Origin of the sequence: Nitrososphaera sp. AFS (assembly GCF_009898475.1) — an archaeon.
In the GTDB taxonomy this organism is placed as follows: Archaea; Thermoproteota; Nitrososphaeria; order Nitrososphaerales; family Nitrososphaeraceae; genus Nitrosopolaris.
In genome coordinates, this window is sequence record NZ_QURE01000023.1 from 1 (window position 1) to 19,424 (window position 19,424).

17 protein-coding genes and 1 rRNA gene are annotated in these 19,424 nt (G+C 43.2%); 11 read left to right on the top strand and 7 right to left on the bottom strand.

The genetic code is table 11. From position 1 onward, the window contains the following. Positions 1 to 246: 246 nt before the first annotated feature. From DYY65_RS04430 to cyoE, 6 genes are all read left to right on the top strand, one after another. Positions 247 to 2,364, top strand: coding sequence for a cellulose synthase family protein (locus tag DYY65_RS04430; RefSeq protein ID WP_370519293.1), 2,118 nt, complete (start codon positions 247 to 249; stop codon positions 2,362 to 2,364). A 284-nt stretch (positions 2,365 to 2,648) separates the two neighbouring features. Continuing rightward, entirely contained in the window at positions 2,649 to 3,299 is a 651-nt protein-coding gene (locus tag DYY65_RS04435) for a hypothetical protein (protein ID WP_162476776.1), read from the top strand. A gap of 3 nt (positions 3,300 to 3,302) precedes the next feature. Continuing rightward, positions 3,303 to 4,973 carry a hypothetical protein gene (locus tag DYY65_RS04440; protein ID WP_162476777.1) on the top strand — a complete coding sequence of 557 codons (1,671 nt, stop codon included), beginning with the start codon at positions 3,303 to 3,305 and terminating at the stop codon, positions 4,971 to 4,973. Between the two features lie 15 nt (positions 4,974 to 4,988). Beyond that, positions 4,989 to 5,315, top strand: coding sequence for a hypothetical protein (locus tag DYY65_RS04445; RefSeq protein WP_162476778.1), 327 nt, complete (start codon positions 4,989 to 4,991; stop codon positions 5,313 to 5,315). Between the two features lie 28 nt (positions 5,316 to 5,343). Further along, positions 5,344 to 5,811, top strand: coding sequence for a hypothetical protein (locus DYY65_RS04450; protein WP_162476779.1), 468 nt, complete (start codon positions 5,344 to 5,346; stop codon positions 5,809 to 5,811). Between the two features lie 136 nt (positions 5,812 to 5,947). Further along, positions 5,948 to 6,868 (top strand): heme o synthase, encoded by a 921-nt coding sequence (cyoE, locus tag DYY65_RS04455; RefSeq protein ID WP_162476780.1) that lies wholly within the window; start codon positions 5,948 to 5,950, stop codon positions 6,866 to 6,868. 343 nt (positions 6,869 to 7,211) lie between these two features. Here cyoE and DYY65_RS04460 read toward each other — a convergent pair whose 3' ends face one another. From DYY65_RS04460 to DYY65_RS04475, 4 genes are read right to left on the bottom strand one after another with little or no spacing between them, the layout of a single operon-like run. Further along, positions 7,212 to 9,425 carry a CDC48 family AAA ATPase gene (locus tag DYY65_RS04460; RefSeq protein ID WP_162476781.1) on the bottom strand — a complete coding sequence of 738 codons (2,214 nt, stop codon included), beginning with the start codon at positions 9,423 to 9,425 and terminating at the stop codon, positions 7,212 to 7,214. 21 nt (positions 9,426 to 9,446) lie between these two features. Continuing rightward, positions 9,447 to 9,737: an elongation factor 1-beta gene (locus DYY65_RS04465; protein ID WP_162476782.1), complete on the bottom strand. Its 291-nt coding sequence runs from the start codon at positions 9,735 to 9,737 to the stop codon at positions 9,447 to 9,449. Positions 9,738 to 9,739: 2 nt separating this feature from the next. Next, the gene (locus DYY65_RS04470; RefSeq protein ID WP_162476783.1) at positions 9,740 to 9,919 is read right to left on the bottom strand and encodes a zinc finger domain-containing protein; all 180 of its coding nucleotides are present in this window, start codon (positions 9,917 to 9,919) and stop codon (positions 9,740 to 9,742) included. 37 nt (positions 9,920 to 9,956) lie between these two features. Next, positions 9,957 to 11,147 (bottom strand): NAD(P)/FAD-dependent oxidoreductase, encoded by a 1,191-nt coding sequence (locus DYY65_RS04475; RefSeq protein WP_236561665.1) that lies wholly within the window; start codon positions 11,145 to 11,147, stop codon positions 9,957 to 9,959. A 62-nt stretch (positions 11,148 to 11,209) separates the two neighbouring features. Here DYY65_RS04475 and pth2 point away from each other — a divergent pair, with 62 nt between their 5' ends. From pth2 to DYY65_RS04495, 4 genes are all read left to right on the top strand, one after another. Continuing rightward, entirely contained in the window at positions 11,210 to 11,545 is a 336-nt protein-coding gene (pth2, locus tag DYY65_RS04480; protein WP_370519294.1) for an aminoacyl-tRNA hydrolase, read from the top strand. Positions 11,546 to 11,656: 111 nt separating this feature from the next. Further along, positions 11,657 to 13,084: an amidophosphoribosyltransferase gene (gene purF / locus DYY65_RS04485; protein ID WP_162476785.1), complete on the top strand. Its 1,428-nt coding sequence runs from the start codon at positions 11,657 to 11,659 to the stop codon at positions 13,082 to 13,084. A gap of 116 nt (positions 13,085 to 13,200) precedes the next feature. After that, positions 13,201 to 13,359, top strand: coding sequence for a 50S ribosomal protein L39e (locus DYY65_RS12925; protein ID WP_162476791.1), 159 nt, complete (start codon positions 13,201 to 13,203; stop codon positions 13,357 to 13,359). Positions 13,360 to 13,380: 21 nt separating this feature from the next. Continuing rightward, positions 13,381 to 13,722 carry a 50S ribosomal protein L31e gene (locus tag DYY65_RS04495; protein WP_162476786.1) on the top strand — a complete coding sequence of 114 codons (342 nt, stop codon included), beginning with the start codon at positions 13,381 to 13,383 and terminating at the stop codon, positions 13,720 to 13,722. A gap of 43 nt (positions 13,723 to 13,765) precedes the next feature. Here DYY65_RS04495 and DYY65_RS04500 read toward each other — a convergent pair whose 3' ends face one another. The 3 genes from DYY65_RS04500 to DYY65_RS04510 all read right to left on the bottom strand — a co-directional run bounded on the left by DYY65_RS04500 (position 13,766) and on the right by DYY65_RS04510 (position 17,676). Continuing rightward, the gene (locus tag DYY65_RS04500; RefSeq protein WP_201449330.1) at positions 13,766 to 14,740 is read right to left on the bottom strand and encodes a hypothetical protein; all 975 of its coding nucleotides are present in this window, start codon (positions 14,738 to 14,740) and stop codon (positions 13,766 to 13,768) included. 93 nt (positions 14,741 to 14,833) lie between these two features. Beyond that, positions 14,834 to 16,240, bottom strand: a complete 1,407-nt coding sequence (locus DYY65_RS04505) for a tRNA (N(6)-L-threonylcarbamoyladenosine(37)-C(2))-methylthiotransferase (RefSeq protein WP_236561666.1) — start codon at positions 16,238 to 16,240, stop codon at positions 14,834 to 14,836. Between the two features lie 92 nt (positions 16,241 to 16,332). Then, entirely contained in the window at positions 16,333 to 17,676 is a 1,344-nt protein-coding gene (locus DYY65_RS04510; RefSeq protein WP_162476788.1) for an aspartate aminotransferase family protein, read from the bottom strand. Between the two features lie 274 nt (positions 17,677 to 17,950). On the opposite strand from DYY65_RS04510, the gene DYY65_RS04515 reads away from it, so the two are divergent. Next, a 16S ribosomal RNA gene (locus DYY65_RS04515) occupies positions 17,951 to 19,419 on the top strand. Positions 19,420 to 19,424: the final 5 nt, after the last annotated feature.

Consider the following 19,424-nt stretch of genomic DNA (forward strand, 5'->3'; position numbering starts at 1 on the left):
AAAACATTTATGGCCAGAGAAAAAGACTGCATCTTTTGTATGGCTTGTGAGAATGTATGCCCCCCACAATGCGTCAAAATATTCCAGAAAGGCACATGAAATAGCACTCGATCAATAACAGGACTTTTCAATTTAGTTTACTTTAGCGTTTGGAACGAACGCACCTTATGTCTCTGAATTTAAATATACGTGAAGATTATTCTGCATTTAGATCAGAGAATGCTCGGGTTAGGTGCTTTTCTTTATGTGATATTTGTAATTGTCGCAGGGATTATGATTCTGTATACACTAAACTTCTATTACCTATCTTATCATTCTTTGCATAATAGCGTCCATAATAAAAAGAAGCGAAGGCTAACAGCCATAGTTGAGTCTACTGTTCGTGATATGCCACAAGTGACAGTCCAACTTCCAATATATAATGAAAAATATGTCGCGGCACGGTTGATTAATGCTGTATGTTTACTAGATTATCCAAAGAATAAGCTTGAAATACAGATACTTGATGATTCCGACGATGAGACTTTTGAGATAATACAGAGATTGGTTAGGTCTCACCGACTCAGAGGATTGGACATTAAACATTTCCACCGTGGCCAAGAGCGGCTAGGTTACAAGGCGGGCGCCTTGAAAGCTGGGATGCAATGTGCAAAGGGGGAATTTATTGCAATCTTTGATGCGGATTTTATACCTCAACCGTTGTTTCTAAAGCAAACGATTGGATATTTCGTGGACCGAAGAATAGGCATGGTACAATGTAGATGGGGCCATGTAAATGAGGCGTATTCTTCTCTTACTGAAGCCCAAGCAGTTTCATTAGATCTACACTTCCTAATTGAACAGAAAGCAAAAAGCCTCACACATTTGTTTATGAATTTTAATGGGGCCGCTGGAATCTGGAGGGCATCATGCATTGCTGATGCTGGCGGATGGCACAGCAGCACCCTTGTCGAAGATTTGGATCTTAGCTTCAGGGCTCAGCTTAAGGGTTGGAAATCATTGTTCTTGGAAAATATTGTAGTTGAAGCCGAGCTGCCAGTTCAAATGAACGCTGCAAAGCGTCAACAATTTAGGTGGGCAAAAGGGTCTATTCAGGTTGCCCTGAAACTTTTTGGATACATTTTTTCTGAGAGAAGCATTGCCTTAGACACCAAGATTCAAGCATTGTTTCAGCTAACTCGACATATTTTACATCCACTATTTCTTATTCAATTCCTTATTATTCCCATCTTACTTGCATTAAATTACAATCTTTATGTTGTTAACTGGGCTCCGATCACTGGGATAATGCTTTACATTGTCACTGGTCCAGCTACATACATTTACATGATAAGAAGAATATGGGGAGACAATTGGAAATGTAAAACGAGGCAGTATCTTTTTCTAATTTTTTTTGCGACGGGAATTTCGGTTAACAATAGTGTCGCCGTCTTTGGTGCACTCATGCCCGGAAAAAATGAGTTTCTACGAACACCTAAGTTTGGTGTGATTGGCAAAGGAGATGAGTGGAGAGACAAGGAATACGTTTTGCCTTTCACCAAGACAACACTTCTTGAGATCTTTTTTGGATTATATGGCTGCATTTCAATATTTGTGTCTATTTATTCGCGGAATCCAATTTTTGCTCCGATTATGGCCGTTCAGACGATTGGATTCATTTACGTGGCATATTATAGTATCCGTCATTCTTCTAGCAGAGGACAATCTAGCTCTTTCACGTACAGTTATGAAAGCCATATAACGCGTTCACCAAGTTTTGAAACAGGTAGCAATCACAAAACTAATACGACCGCTAGCTCGAATTCATTAATTACTACGTCTAACCGAAGCAACACGCGTTTTGGCAAGAGATCTCTTTACGGCAGGCTGCTGGTTGTAGCCATTTTAGGAATATTGGCTTTGGGAGTGGGACTGGTGCTTATAGGATACCAGAATGCGATATATCCGCTCGATAAAGCTATGGGGTATTTGTCGAGGGCCGAGTCTTCACAGACTCCTGCAATGATGGCTGGTTATTTGGAGCCAGCAAAGCTCCTTCTGCCTACCCAAGGAAACCCCGTATGGTCATTTCCCAATCCTACGACTGATTTCAGGCTAATTCAGAATGATCTGGAAGCAATGGTACAGCGGACAGACGCTCTTTCCTCAGTCCAACCTAATAGTGCAGCATATAACACCGGCTTGGAAGACCTGCATGATTCTATAAAAGTAATTGAATTAAACCTTGAAGAAGCAACTCCATATGTGTATGTAAGTTACACAAACGTGCTATTGAGCATATTGTGGGTAGGCGTCATAATTTCGTTGTTTGCTGCGTTGCGGAGAGGGAAAGATAGACGTAGATTAGAGTATGAAGATACTTGAAATTTATAGATTTGTTAAGCGAAGCTTATTCTTAGGCAAATTCATTGTAATCGGACATTTTTTTTTGCTCCCTTTGGGAGAGAATATTCTTAATCTCCAATAAGGAGGTGGTCAGCTACCCTAGTACTTACTTCATTCTTTATTTCTGTAATACTCCTCATCATCCCAGAATAAATCACATCTATTGCGTTATGAACGCTTCGGTATGAGGTCGAAATCTATTCACACAATATGTAGGTACGTGTTACGTCGAGCTTTAAATAAAAAGTATCGAGCTGTTCTTCATGTCGGCAGAAGAGCAAATCATCCAAAGAATAAGCTCTGCTGGTCCTACAGGACTGAGAAAAACTGAATTAAGAAAAGAATTTCCTCAACCCGATACGGATGCGCTCTTGGAGAAACTGTCAAAGGACGGCCTAGTATTCATAGACAAGAAGGGGACAGCTCACTACTGCTGGGTTAAGGAGTCTTATATGCAATACCTGCTGAAAGTTGATCCAAAGTTCAGGTTAACATATGAGGCAATTCACTCCCTAGAACAAACGGTGCGGAATAACGGTGATCGACTGCTGTTAACGATCGGTGAAATTAACTCAAAGCCATATCAATCTGTTTGCGAGAACGCTTTTCAGGAAACGCATTTAGAAGTTAAAAATATAAACGAGAATTCCCAATCCACCCAAGTAATCAGCCTGGACTCGTTTAAGGTTGATTTCGATGAGGCCATTGCAAGGTTTTCAACGTCGATTGGCTGGGTAGACTTTGGCAAAATCAGGGGTGACCTAGGCAAAATATACGATCTAGACGAAAAAGAATTCTATAACATTGCAGAACAGCTAATAACAAAGCATCCTGATAAGTATGAGTTATCATCTGGGGGATATGAAGGGTTGACAGTCAGAGGTTTGCTACATGGATTCGTTAGGTGCATTTAATGCATGTACCCTTATCGACTTGCGTTAAATCCATATCCCAGTAGTCCTACCCCTACTGCTGAGGACACAAAGGTACTGGGGGGTAGTAAACATAAGAGCGGCAAGTCTGCTATCCTTTCTTGTATAGATGACCTAGCATCGAAGCTGCATGAGAATCCGTCACAAAAAGACTTTCGTCTAATTACGGTAATTCAGGATGTGGGGTCGGGTAAGACGCATCTTGCATTCCACATCAGAGGCCTTCAACAACTGTCAAATAAAGCAGCTATATCATACGTTGATCTTGCGCAGATAGCCCCTCGCTCTGTTGAATCTATCTCTGGTTCTATATTAAGAGGATTTTCTGATACTCATCTAAGTGAATTTAGAAAAGAAATAATTCTTCATCTGAAAAGCAAAATTAACAAGAACCCAAAGAATGTCAAAAAAATCTTTGGTTATGGACTTTTTGATTCCATCACAGGGAAGAAAATTGAGGAAAGGGTAAAAAAATGCCTAAATGACCCTACTTTCATACCGAATCCTGTTGCCTTGGAAGATGTTTTAGGGGATGATTTCTCGCCCTCAGAAGTCCAAGTATTAAGGCAGATCGTGGAAAGCCGCCTCAAGGAAGGGTTTGGCAAGGACAGGACTTTGGAAGAGGCAATAGACTATTTTGCTAGCTTGGCCAAGTTGACCCACAGGTTCATGAAAAAATTAACCTTCATCGAAATCGACGAATTCGATCCGGATCAGGAAGCAATGACTTTGGTAAAGGCTATAATCAATGCACACCTGCCTGCTACGATTCTTATGCTAATCCTGACCCCACATTCCTATGAGCAAATAAGGAATTCTAATAACTCAGTTTTTGATAGACTAGAGAAAGCAAACTATAAAATCGACCTAGCCGGGTCAAACACTCCGGAAGAAATTCTCGATATAGTATCGGAATATATTAAATATCACGATAGCGGAAAATGCTTCAGCGTTAGGGAAGAAACTGACCTCGGTGCCAAGGTAAGGGTAATTTATGATGAATTTCAGGATTTCAGAAACGTTCGATCAATGACAAACATTTTGTACCATGCTACGGAGAATGCTTCAGCTCGTAATATCTTCGCTATTGATGAGCAAGCTTTGGAGGATACCATCAAAGGGATATATCCTGGTTTGAGAATAAGAGGAAGCATAATGTCAGTGCCGGTTTCAGAGTTTATCAGGATTCAGAAGAACTATGCTGACCTCCAAACTTTGGAATCTGATGTCAAGGCAGCTGTAAGGGATCTTGTTAGCCATGCCTCCATTACCGGAAAAGTGGCTCCTCTCAAAAATGAATCAAACTCTAACGGGTTAGATGTTGTTTACAATGACTCCTCTGGAATGAAGGTTGCTGTTTCAGTAATTCTGAATAGAGGAAAGGCGAGTGGTCCCACAATAATTCCAGATTTTAGCAGTTTTAGTGATGTAAACAAACGTGTAATACTAACAAATTCTGATCTCATTCAGCAAAAGAACCATGTGAGGAAATCCCCTATTGGCGCTCCTCTAAAAATGGCAGAGACCATAGTTAATATTGACCGATCGAGAATGGCTGATCTGCTCTACTTTAGCAACAAGTACAAGAACAATCAGATCAAAGACGAAGATTTGGAACGAGCTTTGGTACTTGCAAAATCAATAAGGATATGCTGACCCTACATTCTACTATTGACGTTAGGAACGCCTGTACAAACTCTTTTAAGAGGGTGTTGTGATTGCTGCGATGTGGACGGCGAAAGAGAATTGGATAGAGAGATATCTGATCCTTATCACGCAGGCTCGTCTCAAACGCTTCGCTGCAACATTTGCGGTGGCGATGCCGACTTTATTGTTCAACTTGAACTAATAAAGGAGCAGAGTAACTATAACGTGATGGAATCAGTGAACCAAATGCCGTTCTACCTTTGTAGAACTCATGAGTATCTCTATAAGAAGATGCAATACAATATAGAGCTCAAAGATTACTTTTCTGAAACGATTAGTGGCTACAAATAAATAAAATTTTGTGGTATACCTTTCGTAGTTGTCAGGCGAAAGAAGAAGTTTTAAAACTATAGAGGACTTTATTTTAAATCTTCACAAAGAGGGCGTAGGTTTGACCGAATTCAATGGTACAAAAATACCAACTATCTATATTGATGCACTAAAGTACGACCACGTAATCAGAAATGCCTATGGGAAGAAGATGGCAGTTGATACATTGTTGAACATATTTCACGATCAACATGACGTGTTTGTGGATGTCCAGATGACATTTCTCGATTTGAATGTCCAGATGAACTTTCTTCTATATGCAAATGACCTCATGGATTTCTTCATGTTTTTATCGGAGACAGGTATCATAGCTATAGCCCCAGAACCAGCATCTGGTGGTAATTCAAGTAATGTGTTTATGATTCAGCTTCCAAAAAGGGAGCAGGCCGTCAAGGCCTTTAAAATTATTAAAACGAATGCTAGAAACAATGCAGGCTTAAGTAATGACGGTAGGTAGAGGGCTGTGCTGATCAGTTCTAATCATATGGCCAGCATCGAAAGCAAATCAGTCTTGAAACATTAAGAAAGTACAAGGCGTAGGTAATCGCATAAGGCGTACTTTCTGATAATCTGGCTGACGCCGAATAAATTAAATGCAAGGCCTGGTAGAGCAAAAATTAGGTATTTGCACAGTGAGGGTAAAGGACTACGTCGAAGTTTCAAAACCTCGAATAGTAGTAGTATTAGTAATAACGGCTGTTACTTCCTTACTCGCTGCGAGTAGAATCGATAATACCTCCGGTTGGCATGCGACTGCCTGGCAATTAGGCTTTTTGACCCTAGCAGGCGCTCTTTCTTCAATGGGCTCTAGCGCCATTAACCACTATTACGACAGGGATATTGATAAGATAATGGTCAGGACCGCAAAAAGGCCTATTCCATCTGGTAGGTTGCTTCCTAGAAGTGTCTTGGTGTACGGTTTAGTAGCATGCGCCATTTCTGTCTCTTTGGCTTGGTTCACTTTAAATCCGGTTGCTACATTTATGATTGGTCTTGGAATATTTTTTTATGTCGTGATTTATACGATTTGGTTGAAGCGCGACAATCCAGCAAATATAGTAATTGGGGGCTTTGCGGGAAGCGCTGCGGCAATGGCTGGATGGGCTGTTGCCTCAGGATCAATCAACTTGCTTGGCTTCCTTGTTGGATTGTTAGTCTTCGTGTGGACTCCATCGCACTTTTGGTGCTTAGCAATTAAGACACGCGAAGAATATGAAAGCGTACGAATACCGATGCTTCCTGTACTTATAGGGAACGAGAAAACTTCAAATTATATATTCGCAAATACCGCCATTCTCCTTCCGTACTCCTTATCGCTTTATTTTTTTGGATTAGGCGTTGTTTACTTGATTATAGCAGCTATAGCTGGTTCATTTATACTAGCGTATCATTATAAACTAACAAAGCGACCTACGCCACAATTTGCGTGGAAGGCATACAAGGTGACGGCTCCATATCTAGTTGTAATTTTTATAGCAATAGCGCTGGATTCGTTGTTCTATTTCAGATTTTAAGCACTCAACCTCTTCTTTCAGTGATAGGGGTGAACAGCGCTTTTTAACAATTCACTAATATCTTCATCTTCTGAAAGCGTTGCTCTAAATGCTGACAATTAACTGATCATGCCAGCTCTTACATACCAATAATATTGCTACGGGAGAATCGTTTCAAGCCAATTTAATGGAATAGGTATCTCGCTTTGAACTTATTCCACCGAGGCAATCGCGTTTGATTTCACTTTTTGCTATCAGCTAATGATTAGGCTTATTTCTGCACTAATTTGATGCCTCGTGTTTTTTTCGCCACCATTGATCTTTGTTTCGTAGGTGCATATTAGACCCTAGTGCCCCCGAATTTTTAACCGTAGAACGTCTTGTCCATATGTTTCGGAGCTGAGCATGAAATGCTCTTTCGCATCGATTCGTACCAGTTTTCAATGTCCTTGGTTATGGATGGCTTGACCACCTTTAATGCAAGTTCAAAGTGGCTAGAGGTAATATTCCGTGATCCACTTTTCATTGCATTCACCGCAGCTTCCCTGCATAGAGCACCAAGATCTGCCCCGCTGAACCCGGCAGCTTTGTGTGCTATTTCTAGAATGCTTACGTCGTGGACAAGTGGCATCTTGGTAGTCAATATTTTTAAAATTTCAGCTCGCGCATTTTCATCTGGTGCCTCAATGAACAGGATTAAATCAAGTCTCCCGGGTCTGAGCAACGATGTGTCAATGAGATCTGGTCTATTTGTTATACCAATAACAGTCACACCCGTACTGCCCGAATCATCCATCTCAGTAAGAAGCTGAGATAATACTCTCTCATTGCCAGAAAGATCATCTTGCCCCCTTGGCCTAGCCAATGAATCCAATTCGTCAAATACCACCACACAAGGGGCGGAGGATCTCGCCTTTCTGAATATTTCGCGAATGGCCTTTTCGGACTCTCCGACCCATTTAGATAGGACCTCAGGTCCCCTTACCATAATTATATTCGCACTGCTTTCAGATGCCAATGCCTTGGCTATCAAGCTCTTGCCACAGCCTGACGGGCCAAATAACAATGCGCCCCGAGGAGGTTTTATCCCCATGACCGTAAATTTTTCAGGCTCTTTGATAGCGGTAATTAGGTTATAATGCAATGCACGTTTGGTTTCAAGCAGGCCGCCAACATCGCCCCATAAAACGGCTGCTGTTTCCACATAGAATTCGCGCATTGCCGTCGGAATGATCTCTTTCATTCCATCTCTAAAATCACTATTTCTTATATCTATCACTTCCAAAGTCCTTGGCGATATTTTTTCTTGCTCAAAGTCTATTTCGGGCAAATACCTCCTCAAGGCCTTCATTGCTGCTTCCCTGCATAGTGCCTTTATATCCGCGCCGGTATAACCATGAAGCTCCTTGGCAAGCCCAGGCAGATCGATCTCAGCTGCCAAAGGCATACCTCTTGTATGGATTTGGAGTATTTCTAATCTTCCTGCAGCATTTGGTACTCCCACTTCAATCTCCCTGTCGAACCTACCAGGACGTCGCAGGGCAGGATCTATACTCTCAGGCCTATTGGTAGCACCAAGAACTATCACGTTACCTCGTTCCGACATCCCATCCATAAGTGCTAAAAGCTGTGCAACCACCCTCTTCTCTACGTCGCCAAATGCTTCCTCCCTCTTTGGGGCAATGGCGTCAATTTCGTCGATAAATATAATGCTTGGCGAGGCATCCCTTGCCTCTTTGAAAATATCCCGTAGCCTAGCCTCTGTTTCGCCGTAGTATTTGTTTACGATTTCGGGACCATTAATTAGGAAAAAAGTTGCCTCTGATTCAGACGCCAATGCCTTGGCAATCAATGTTTTGCCGCACCCCGGTGAGCCATACATCAGTATGCCATTGTGAGGTTCTATGCAAAGTCGGGCAAATATTTCGGGCTGCCGGAGGGGCAACTCAACAATCTCCCTCAGGCGACTAATTTGCTCCGTTAAACCCCCTACCTCTTCATAAGTCACTCTTGGTTTTTTGTCAAGGGGGCCATCAGCCAAGATAGTTATTTTTGTAGATTTTTCAATCTTGACAATAGCCTTAGGTGTTAGCCTATCAACACGAAACTCCATGGGATTACCCAAAATAACTACAGATACTGCATCGCCTTCGGTTACCGGGTAGCCTTTCAATCTATTTTTAACGAATTCGCAGAATTCTTTATCAAAAGAAACGTTAGTGCTACCCATGGGAGTTAGACCAATAGTTTTTGCAGGTTTTGAGATTGCCCTATGAACAGAGAGAAGATCGTTCAAACCTACTCCGGCATTCTTTCTAGTTTGGCCGTCTATTCTAATCACATCGCTTTCCATCCCATCCTCCGAAGGATCGCTAGGCCAAACTGTAACAGCTGTTCTATGCTTTCCCGTCAACTCTATCACTTCACCTGCCTCTACACCCGCCCTACGCATTGAGTCAGAATCTATACGGGCGCGATGTTTACCTAAATCACGGGGTTTTGCTTCTGTTACGCGTAACTGTAACCTGGGGAAAGATTCATCGCTAGCGCCACCACTTTTGCCACTGGATTTTTTCAAATCTAGGTTTTGAGCTCCTCCTCAAGTAGTCGATTTCATTTTCACTGACTGGCGACTCATGCTTAACACATCAATCTCGCCAACCCCATGGATGCTCTTCACAAATTCTTCAAGGCGATCCATTTGACCCGCCTCATCTTCTAATACTAAATCCGCTATAATAGCTTGTAGACCAAACGCTATAGGTTCTTTTGCATGAGCTAACATCTTGACTCCTTCTGGAGCTTTGGTTTTTAAAGCATGAATTATGGAGTCCAAGTCAGACTCGGCCTCAGCTGGCAGGATCTTGACCCTTGCAACTAGACGTGTCATTTTTATGGTCCCTCGAACATGCATCCTACGCACTTGTATTTTCTAGAAAAATCCCGACAACTTTCACATCTCCAAATCATGACATACCCACAATTGGGGCAGTAGTACTTTACGCATTCGTCATTAGGCATAATAGGTCTGCTGCATGATGTGCAAACCGGGAGTTGCAATGGCTGAGACATGTGAAGTCAAAGACTTAAAACCGAATTTATATCTTCCTTAGCTCCATAACCGTCTGATTTCATTACCTAACATTGCCTTCATTATCTTCAATCCATGTTTGGTTCCTAGAACTTTCGTCAAGGACGACGAATGAAAATCAAAGTTGCCTTCGAGAGATAAATCTTTTAGGCTTGAATCAGATACACTGTCAAAAATTTGATCAAGAGTTTGATTGTCGATCCTTTCAAGTATTCTTCTGGCAAGCAACATCTTGTCGAACTCTGCTTTAAATATCTGCAACCAGCCCTTCTGATAGTCGGATAGTACCTGAACATCATTTGTTCGAATTGCATTCGTAATTGCTCTACCTGCTAAAATTCCCCCCATGCCGCAGCTATAAATCCCGCCGGCTGTCGTAGGCTTAGTCTGACCTGCTGCATCTCCCACAATTACCGTGTTATTAACAACAAAGTCCTCAATTGGCCCAGAAACCCAAATCGGGGCAAAGACCTTCCGAGTTATAGAATATCCCCTACCCTTTGAGTTCATGAATGAATTAATTGCGTCCGCTGGGTTAATTCCTCTACCAGCAACTCCTACTCTGCCTACGCCATCGTCTACAGGTATGATCCAAGCGAAAAAACCAGGATATTTGTCATTATCAAAATTAATTTCAACAATTTCTGCCTTTATCCATGATGCATATACTTCGTATTGAGCAGATTGAAGTATACCACCCCTGTGCTTTCGTAACACGGAGCTCACGCCTCTAGAATCTATGAGGTACCGACACCGGAATTCGCCATCAGAGGTCCGTACTGTCTTGATAGATCCGCAGGTATTATCGCCATCCTCAGACAGCTGCCTCTCGTCTGATGCCCAACGCACAGAACACCTGGTCCTTATTTCTGCTCCATTTCTTTGAGCTTGAAGAGCTACTTGCTTATCTAAGGAGCGGCGATCAATGGAAATGACCTTTTGGTTGATGCTGTCTATGACGAAGGAACTTGATGGAGAGAAAACTCTAGCCTCTCTTATCTTACACTCAATCACACTACTCCCCGGTAGTACTCGTAACCTTTTCAGGCCTTCTAAGCTGACCAAACCTCCACAATGCTGAGGGGTTCCGATTTCGGGATCTTCCTCGAACACGACGACAGAGTTATTTGCAGCGGCCACCTCTCTTGCAGCTAAAAGCCCTGATATGCTGCCGCCTGCTACTATCACATCGTAATAGTTTGACATCATACAGACAGGCAACTATTTCTTGATCTGTTAATTAAGGTATACACCTGAGCTACAAGCAAGTAATAATAGTAAGAAGAGATCTTAGGATGGGATTAGGAAATATTGCAATCATGGTCGCTCACGCAGCCGTTCTCAGCGCTGAAAAATCGAGGCTGACAGATTTCGCAGTTTTTACTAGATGGCTAGAGTCTGGACAAGCAAAGGTTATTCTGAAAGTTCAAAGCCTTGAGGAGCTAGTTGAGTTGAGACAGACTGCAGAAGATCTTTCCCTATCAGTTGTCTCAATTCATGGCATTGACCCAATGCAAGCGATAAAGAGCACATGGACTTGTATATGTATAGGGCCGGCAAAATCTATCTTGGTCGATAGGGTAACAAGTCACCTTAAATTATTATAGATTCGATAGCTCAAACATATAATAGTGGAAAAATTCTAAACAATAGGCAGAGGGGGACTCCTTTCAAGTTTGATAGCTGTAATCATTGAAGTAGTCGGATTCTGAGGTAATATGGTTCATGAGAATTGTGGTGTAGTAGGGGCTTACTCACTGAACGATTCAAATGTCATACCCATAATAATAGACTCTCTGAGGGCGCTTCAACACAGAGGCCAAGAATCCTGGGGGCTAGCAATCCCAAACAAACTGCCGCTAAAAAAACTTGGACTCGTGTCAGAAGCTGCATCAGAATTTCCCTTAATCGTAAGAAACTTCAAATCCAATGTTGCGATAGGTCACGTCCGTTATTCAACTTTTGGCAGGAGCACTTTGCAGAATGCACAACCTCTGAAGGTAAAAGATCTATGTGTAGCGCATAATGGCACCATAGCTAATGTCGAAGAGCTCTCAACTATGATGGGTGGCTGCAGCTTTACCCCACAAACTATGAGCGATACTCTTATCGCAGCACAGCGTCTCGTATCTCACTTGAGCAATAGGTCAGGAAATTTCACCAAGGCGATTGCTGTTTTGAAGAATGAAATGGTGGGCTCATTTTCGTTTACAATCTTGACTGACTCAGGATGTGTTTATGCTGTTAGAGACCCAAAAGGCTTCCGCCCACTCGCCATCGGATATCATAAAGAGACTAACACTAATGTAGTCGCGTCCGAGTCATGCGCATTTTCGGCGATTGGAGCTCATTTGAATCGAGATATAGAGCCAGGTGAAATTGTAAAGCTGAGCAAAGAAGGAGTAGACTCTGAACAATTCGCAATTGACAAGCCACATTCTCATTGCGCATTCGAATACACTTACTTTGCTCACCCAAGTAGCATAATGGAAGGCATCTGCATCTACTCTGCGAGAAGAAGAATAGGGAAATATCTTGCTAAAGAGTTTCCTTTACCGGATGCTGATCTGGTTATTCCGGTGCCTGACTCCGCTAGGCCTGCAGCTTTGGGGTACTCTCTTGAATTGGGGATACCCTTCGAAGAGGCCTTGCTTAAAGACAAATATAGCCGGCAAGGCCCTATGCGAAGTTTCATAGAGCCTTTTCAAGAAAGCAGGAACGAAATTAATAAGGGCATTCTTCCTATCCGTGAGATTATTGACGGAAAAAACGTGGTGGTCGTCGACGATAGTATCGTAAGGGGCAATAGCTCGAAGTCAATAGTTAGGATCCTTAGATCTGCTGGTGCCAGAAAAATTAGCATGATCATTACGTATCCTCCAATTCGCTATCCTTGCTACGCCGGTATCGATTTTCCATCACAAGAAGAGTTACTAGCCTTTAAACACTCAGCGAGTGAAGCTGCTAGTTCAGTATCAAACGTAATAGGTGCAGATTATGTTGCTTACAATACAACCACTAGTCTTGCACGAGCTATCGGTATTTCCAAGAAAGAGTTATGTTTTACCTGTTCCACTGGCGATTACTCTAGCCTTGGAATAACACCGATTTTCAAGTCGAGACGACAAGTAAAGGGGGAAGACTAGCAATTTCATTCAATGGCTATCCTTTGTTAATTCTCTTTTATCCTTTCTAATCAGCCTAATAATCAGGTGGTACCAATAATCAACACTTAAAAATAGGGCAAGTAGACTATTTCATGATGCCGGCCAGAAAGAAGACGGCCTTAAAATTGAGGTTGATAAAGCGCACAATGCAAAATAAAGCTGTTCCAGCTTGGGTTATAATTAGAACTCATAGACACGTAAGAACCAATCCAAAAAGACGCCTATGGCGCAGGACAGATGTTAACGTCGGATAATATTCGAGGTCTAGAAAATAGATGTCTTCTGAAGAAGTAACACAAATTCAAACAGTGAATCTAGGTAAAGCATGGATAACACCTCGTTATAGGAGAACAGATCGAGTTGTAAATATGATTAGAGATTTCGCGAAAAAACACATGAAAAGCGATGATGTCAAGCTCGATCAGGACTTGAACCGTCAGATCTGGAAGAGAGGGAAAGCAAATCCTCCTCGCCGAGCTCGGCTAAGAATGGTCAAAGATGACGACGGCACGGTAGTGGTGTCTCTTTATGATGAACTAGAAAGGGATGAAACAAAGCAAGGAGGGAAGGATAACCAATCAATTGATTCGGAAAAAGGCTCAGGTTCATCCAAATGATATTTGTAGATTGCCTTTCGTTGACGAGCTAATGAAATATTCCTTACTCGATATTCGGAATTGTTAGTTCTATATCTGGAGAGCTGTCGAGATCGTCCCAATCCAGAGTGTTTTCTTGGGGTATAATCTGAGCAATAGGATCGTAATCATCGAACCTTGTAGTTTTCTCTACCGAAGCAAGTAGACTAACGTTCATTTTGTCACCGTCAGTAACTACTATTGAGACACCCGGCGTACTGATGTCAGTGAAGATTTCTTTCAGATTGTTAACAATTGAGTTCAATAGACCTACAGATACCTTCTTGCCACCCATGACATAAAGCAAAGTGTTCTTAATTGATCCCGGATAGCCGGTATGGTACATCATTGCAACAGAATCTGCTGTCGCTACTTCTGCACCGTCATTGCTGTCACTGCTGCTCAATAAGCTTGTGCCCAGTTCTTTATAATCTCCTCGACAGACCAAGCCAATAGTTTGGATTAGTGCCTTGTTTGTCTTTTTGTAGCACTGATCTACCTGAATAGCAGGATCGCTTTCTATAAAGGCATCATTGTCTAGTACAATAGTAGCATCAGAGGAGTCTCGTATTCTTTTGAGCGAAATTGCTGCTTGAAAAACACGATCCTTCTCGAATCGAAATGGCATGATGACTATGGAGACTACGGTCTTTTTTGAAGCTTCCTCATGAGCCAGCCTGGAAACAACTGGTGCGATTGCACTCCCGCCTCTTCCAGCCAGATTTGCTACCATAACTAGTGTGTCAAAGCCTCGTAAAGCATCTCTTATTTTTCTCGAGGATTCCTGAGCATACGACCTCAATTTATAACTCGAAGGATTAGCCCACGTCTTCGGATCAATAAGAATAAAGCCATTTCTTTCAACTTTGTCATTTATGTCATTGCTAATTACGATAAATTCTGAATCGGCTTCATTGCATGCAGATCCTGCTATTCTGCTGCCAGCGCCTCCAACGCCTATTACCAGCATCGGACGCATTATTGCTAAGTTCTCTCCCATCACCGCATCATCCATACAGAGGACATGAATCTTAGTTAAGAGTTTTGGTGGTTGCTTAGGGTAAACCTCATAAATTTATCCAATGTTATCGCATTAAATTATAGTTCCGGTTAAAACGTGGCTTGTATTTCCTTCAATTCGCACAAAAAGATTGTCACCTAGTCGAACTGACTCATCGTCACTGGTTGCGATGTGAATGGGTTTGTAGGCATAATTTCTTCCTCCTAGTCGTTTTGTTTCACGAGAATCAATTACAATTTCGCCCTCCCATTTTAGCCAACGTGAATTACGCTTTAGGCCAATTTTATTGGCTAAAGTATGCATCGTCTTAGTCCTTTCCTTAACTAATTCGGAATTTAATTTTTTTAATCTCGCGGCTTTAGTTCCAGGTCTTGCACTATATTTGGAAATATTTATGATATCGGGTTCTGTAATTTCCACAACTTCGAGCGTTCTTCTAAAGTCCTCCTCAGTTTCGGTGGGAAAACCAACGATCACGTCAGTTGCTAGGGTCATCGCAGGTATTTCAGCTCTTACTTCCTTGACCACATCAACAAAAGTCTTGGAGGTGTGTCCTCTCATCATCTTACGAAGCACAGAATCGCTTCCGCTTTGTATTGGTATATGCAAAAATTTGAAGATATTATTATCATCAGAAAGAATTCTTATCAGTCTCTTTTTCAGTGCAGGAAGATGCATGGGGTTCATCATTCCTATTCTGATCTTGAAATCTCCCCGAACGGCAACGCATGATTCGAGAAGATCGACAAGGTCAGAACCAATGTCTCTTCCGTAGCAGCCATTATCGGTTGAACTTAACCATATTTCCTTGCACCCCTCTTGAACGTCGTTCCTAATACGTCTAGCGATATCCCCAATACGATGGCTTTTTAATTGTCCCTTGGCGAGTTTTGTCTGACAAAAGCTGCATAAGCTAATGCAACCGCTTGCTATTTCGATTATACTAACTATTGGATTGAGTCGTAGCCGGGGAAGCAGGATCTTATTTGTTCCAGAATCTTGTAGCATAATGGCCCTTTGTCCTTCGACAGCCTTTTTGACTGCGTCTAAAGTCTTATCTAACGCTTGAGGTCCTAAAAGAGAAGCGGAAGGAAACTTGGCCTCTATCAGGTCTTTGTTTGCCTTTGGAAGGCAGCCCGCTACTATTAATGGTTTTCCAGTATTCACTAGTTCACTGATCCTATGAAGCATCCTATGTTCTGTCGTGTCCTTCACTGAACACGTTACGATGATATTCAGAGAACTTTGGATTTCATTTTTGCCCAGCCCATACCCACCTTCTTTTAATAGTCCGCGAATTGTCTCTGAGTCACCTAGGCTTGAAGTACAGCCATATCCTTCCACCCACACTTTCAAGTTTTTGGGGGGTGTAGTCGTATGGTTAACAGGAAAGGTATGAGTGCTGGTTTTACTGTGAGAAATAGGTTGGTCCTCCAAATAGGCCATTTTTTTGTCAGCGCTTGACTGATAAATAGACATCGATATAACTGGAGCGGCCAGTTAATAGACTTTGCAGCATCGCAGTTCAGGTAAGACAACCTTGCTTGCTCGCTTAGTCGTCGCTACCCAAACTAATTAGAGATTATGCCAGAATCTAGTATCGCTTGGGTAGCTAACAAGAGTCTGTCCACATCGGCTTCTGTGTGCTCATAGGATATTGCACCCATTTTTCCTGGGAGGAAAAATATTTGATGGAGCGCCATTAATGCAAGATGATACCTGTACAGCGATTTCTGATCTGAAAGGGCCACATCGACGGCATTCTTTATCGTCCTCACCTTCTCATTTAGGAAGTGGGTAAGAAAAAGCGAGCCTTCCCCTGTGACGTGGGTATTGATATTCGCTTCGCTAAATATTTTTGTCAGCCCAGATCTAGCCTTTGCTCCAAGACTATCAATCTTGGAGTATATCTCGTCTTTGTTTTCATCTAAATATTTTATTGTCGCTAATCCCGCCTTCATAGTCATGGGATTACAAGAGTACGTCCCCCCACCTATATTGCAGCGAATTTCATTGTCAGTTTCGATTGTTGGATCTGCGAGTGCCATTATTTCCTTCATGCCGCAAACAACTCCAATCGGCATGCCACCACCAACAATTTTGCCAAGCGTAAACAAATCAGGCTGCAAACCATACTTCTGAATGGCACCTCCAATTGATAATCTGAACCCTGTCACAATCTCATCGAAGACAAACAAAATATTATTTTTATGCGCGAATTCCTGTAAACCCCGTAGATAATCGATGTCTGGTGTTATGCAACCTGCGCCTCCAAGAACTGGTTCCAAAAGGATACATGCTATGTCATCGATTACTGATTGCAGGATCTTCAGGGATGAATCTAGATCATTAAATGGTAGGCTCTCAACAAATTGTTCCTCCTCAGCAATGAGACCAGTACCCTCTGGCGAATGGAATGGGTAATTAACACTATGCATAAGGGTAGTATTGAAACCGTGCCATCCCCCTGTAATCTTGGCAATTACACGCCTGTGACTCTTTGCCCTAGCTAGCCTAACTGCATACATAGTTGCTTCGGAGCCGGTGCTGCAAAAGCGCAAAAGTTCTGCACGTGGCATCAGCTTTTGAATCAATTCTGCTAGTTCAAGTGACGTGCCATTAGCTGTTCCGTATATCGTCCCTTTTCTAAGCTGTTCAGACAATGTCCTGACGACGGCTTTTGGTGAATGGCCTAGTATTAGCGACCAGTGTCCCATCCAGTAGTCTGTGTATCTATTGGAATCGACGTCAAAAATAAACCTACCAGTTGCTCTTTCTGAGAAAAATGGGTACGGCTTAAATAATCTGACATTGTGGTTGATTCCTCCGGCGAATAGCTTCGACCCTCTAGCAAAAAGTCTCTTTGAGGTCGGCGTTTTATTCTCGTAGGTAATATCAATCTCATCCTGCCGCATTGTTGAAATTATCGATTCATAAATTTATTATATATTCCTGTTTGCCAGGCCAAGAGACAAGATTTATATTCGAATTTGTTCATCATAACCAGGAACGCAACCTATAAGGCGGCGTTGGTGATGATTTGTGGTCATGGTGCCATCTTGTGATTCACTGACCTCCAGTTGCGCTCATAATATGGGGATTCAATAAACAAATTGTATCCGACATTGGTCACATGATCCGCACAATACTAAGTTGTCCGGCCGTACTCTTTAAGTTAAGAAATTATTGGCTCCGGTTGATCCTGCCGGACCCGACTGCTATCAGAGTGGGACTAAGCCATGCGAGTTAACGTAGCAATACGTAGCGAACGGCTCAGTAACACGTAGTCAACATGCCCAGGGGACGTGGATAACCTCGGGAAACTGAGAATAAACCGCGATAGGTCACAATTTCTGGAATGGATTTTGGCTCAAATCTACATGGCCCCTGGATTGGACTGCGGCCGATCAGGCTGTTGGTGAGGTAATGGCCCACCAAACCTATAACCGGTACGGGCTCTGAGAGGAGGAGCCCGGAGATGGGCACTGAGATAAGGGCCCAGGCCCTACGGGGCGCAGCAGGCGCGAAACCTCTGCAATGGGCGAAAGCCTGACAGGGTTACTCTGAGTGATTCCCGCTAAGGGGATCTTTTGACACCTCTAAAAATGGTGTAGAATAAGGGGTGGGCAAGTCTGGTGTCAGCCGCCGCGGTAATACCAGCACCCCGAGTGGTCGGGACGATTATTGGGCCTAAAGCATCCGTAGCCGGTTCTACAAGTCTTCCGTTAAATCCACCTGCTTAACAGATGGGCTGCGGAAGATACTATGGAGCTAGGAGGCGGGAGAGGCAAGCGGTATTCAGTGGGTAGGGGTAAAATCCTCTGATCCATTGAGGACCACCAGTGGCGAAGGCGGTCTGCCAGAACACGTTCGACGGTGAGGGATGAAAGCTGGGGGAGCAAACCGGATTAGATACCCGGGTAGTCCCAGCTGTAAACGATGCAAACTCGGTGATGCATTGGCTTATGGCCAATGCAGTGCCGCAGGGAAGCCGTTAAGTTTGCCGCCTGGGAAGTACGGACGCAAGTCTGAAACTTAAAGGAATTGGCGGGGGAGCACCACAAGGGGTGAAGCCTGCGGTTCAATTGGAGTCAACGCCAGGAATCTTACCCGGGGAGACAGCAGAGTGAAGGTCAAGCTGAAGACTTTACTAGACAAGCTGAGAGGAGGTGCATGGCCGTCGCCAGCTCGTGCCGTGAGGTGTCCTGTTAAGTCAGGTAACGAGCGAGATCCCTGCCCTTAGTTGCTACTGTTATTCTCAGGAGTAATAGAGCTAATTAGAGGGACCGCCGCCGCTGAGGCGGAGGAAGGAGGGGGCTACGGCAGGTCAGTATGCCCCGAAACCCTCGGGCCACACGCGGGCTGCAATGGTAAGGACAATGGGTTCCGATTCCGAAAGGAGGAGGCAATCCCTAAACCTTACCACAGTTATGATTGAGGGCTGCAACTCGCCCTCATGAATATGGAATCCCTAGTAACCGCGTGTCATCATCGCGCGGTGAATACGTCCCTGCTCCTTGCACACACCGCCCGTCGCTTCACCGAAGTTGGTTCTTGGCGAGGTGGTGTCTAATTGGCACTATCGAACCTGGGGTCAGCAACGAGGGAGAAGTCGTAACAAGGTGGCCGTAGGGGAACCTGCGGCCGGATCACCTCCTTAGTT

What these genes read in the sequence shown, in the direction of transcription:
- DYY65_RS04465 (WP_162476782.1), bottom strand. Translation starts at nt 9,737, where the DNA reads ATGACACGTCTAGTTGCAAGGGTCAAGATCCTGCCAGCTGAGGCCGAG.
- DYY65_RS04470 (WP_162476783.1), bottom strand. Translation starts at nt 9,919, where the DNA reads ATGTCTCAGCCATTGCAACTCCCGGTTTGCACATCATGCAGCAGACCT.
- DYY65_RS04510 (WP_162476788.1), bottom strand. Translation starts at nt 17,676, where the DNA reads ATGCGGCAGGATGAGATTGATATTACCTACGAGAATAAAACGCCGACC.
- DYY65_RS04505 (WP_236561666.1), bottom strand. Translation starts at nt 16,240, where the DNA reads ATGTCTATTTATCAGTCAAGCGCTGACAAAAAAATGGCCTATTTGGAG.
- DYY65_RS04435 (WP_162476776.1), top strand. Translation starts at nt 2,649, where the DNA reads ATGTCGGCAGAAGAGCAAATCATCCAAAGAATAAGCTCTGCTGGTCCT.
- DYY65_RS12925 (WP_162476791.1), top strand. Translation starts at nt 13,201, where the DNA reads ATGCCGGCCAGAAAGAAGACGGCCTTAAAATTGAGGTTGATAAAGCGC.
- DYY65_RS04495 (WP_162476786.1), top strand. Translation starts at nt 13,381, where the DNA reads ATGTCTTCTGAAGAAGTAACACAAATTCAAACAGTGAATCTAGGTAAA.
- DYY65_RS04475 (WP_236561665.1), bottom strand. Translation starts at nt 11,147, where the DNA reads ATGATGTCAAACTATTACGATGTGATAGTAGCAGGCGGCAGCATATCA.
- DYY65_RS04500 (WP_201449330.1), bottom strand. Translation starts at nt 14,740, where the DNA reads ATGGGAGAGAACTTAGCAATAATGCGTCCGATGCTGGTAATAGGCGTT.
- DYY65_RS04440 (WP_162476777.1), top strand. Translation starts at nt 3,303, where the DNA reads ATGTACCCTTATCGACTTGCGTTAAATCCATATCCCAGTAGTCCTACC.
- cyoE (WP_162476780.1), top strand. Translation starts at nt 5,948, where the DNA reads ATGCAAGGCCTGGTAGAGCAAAAATTAGGTATTTGCACAGTGAGGGTA.
- purF (WP_162476785.1), top strand. Translation starts at nt 11,657, where the DNA reads ATGGTTCATGAGAATTGTGGTGTAGTAGGGGCTTACTCACTGAACGAT.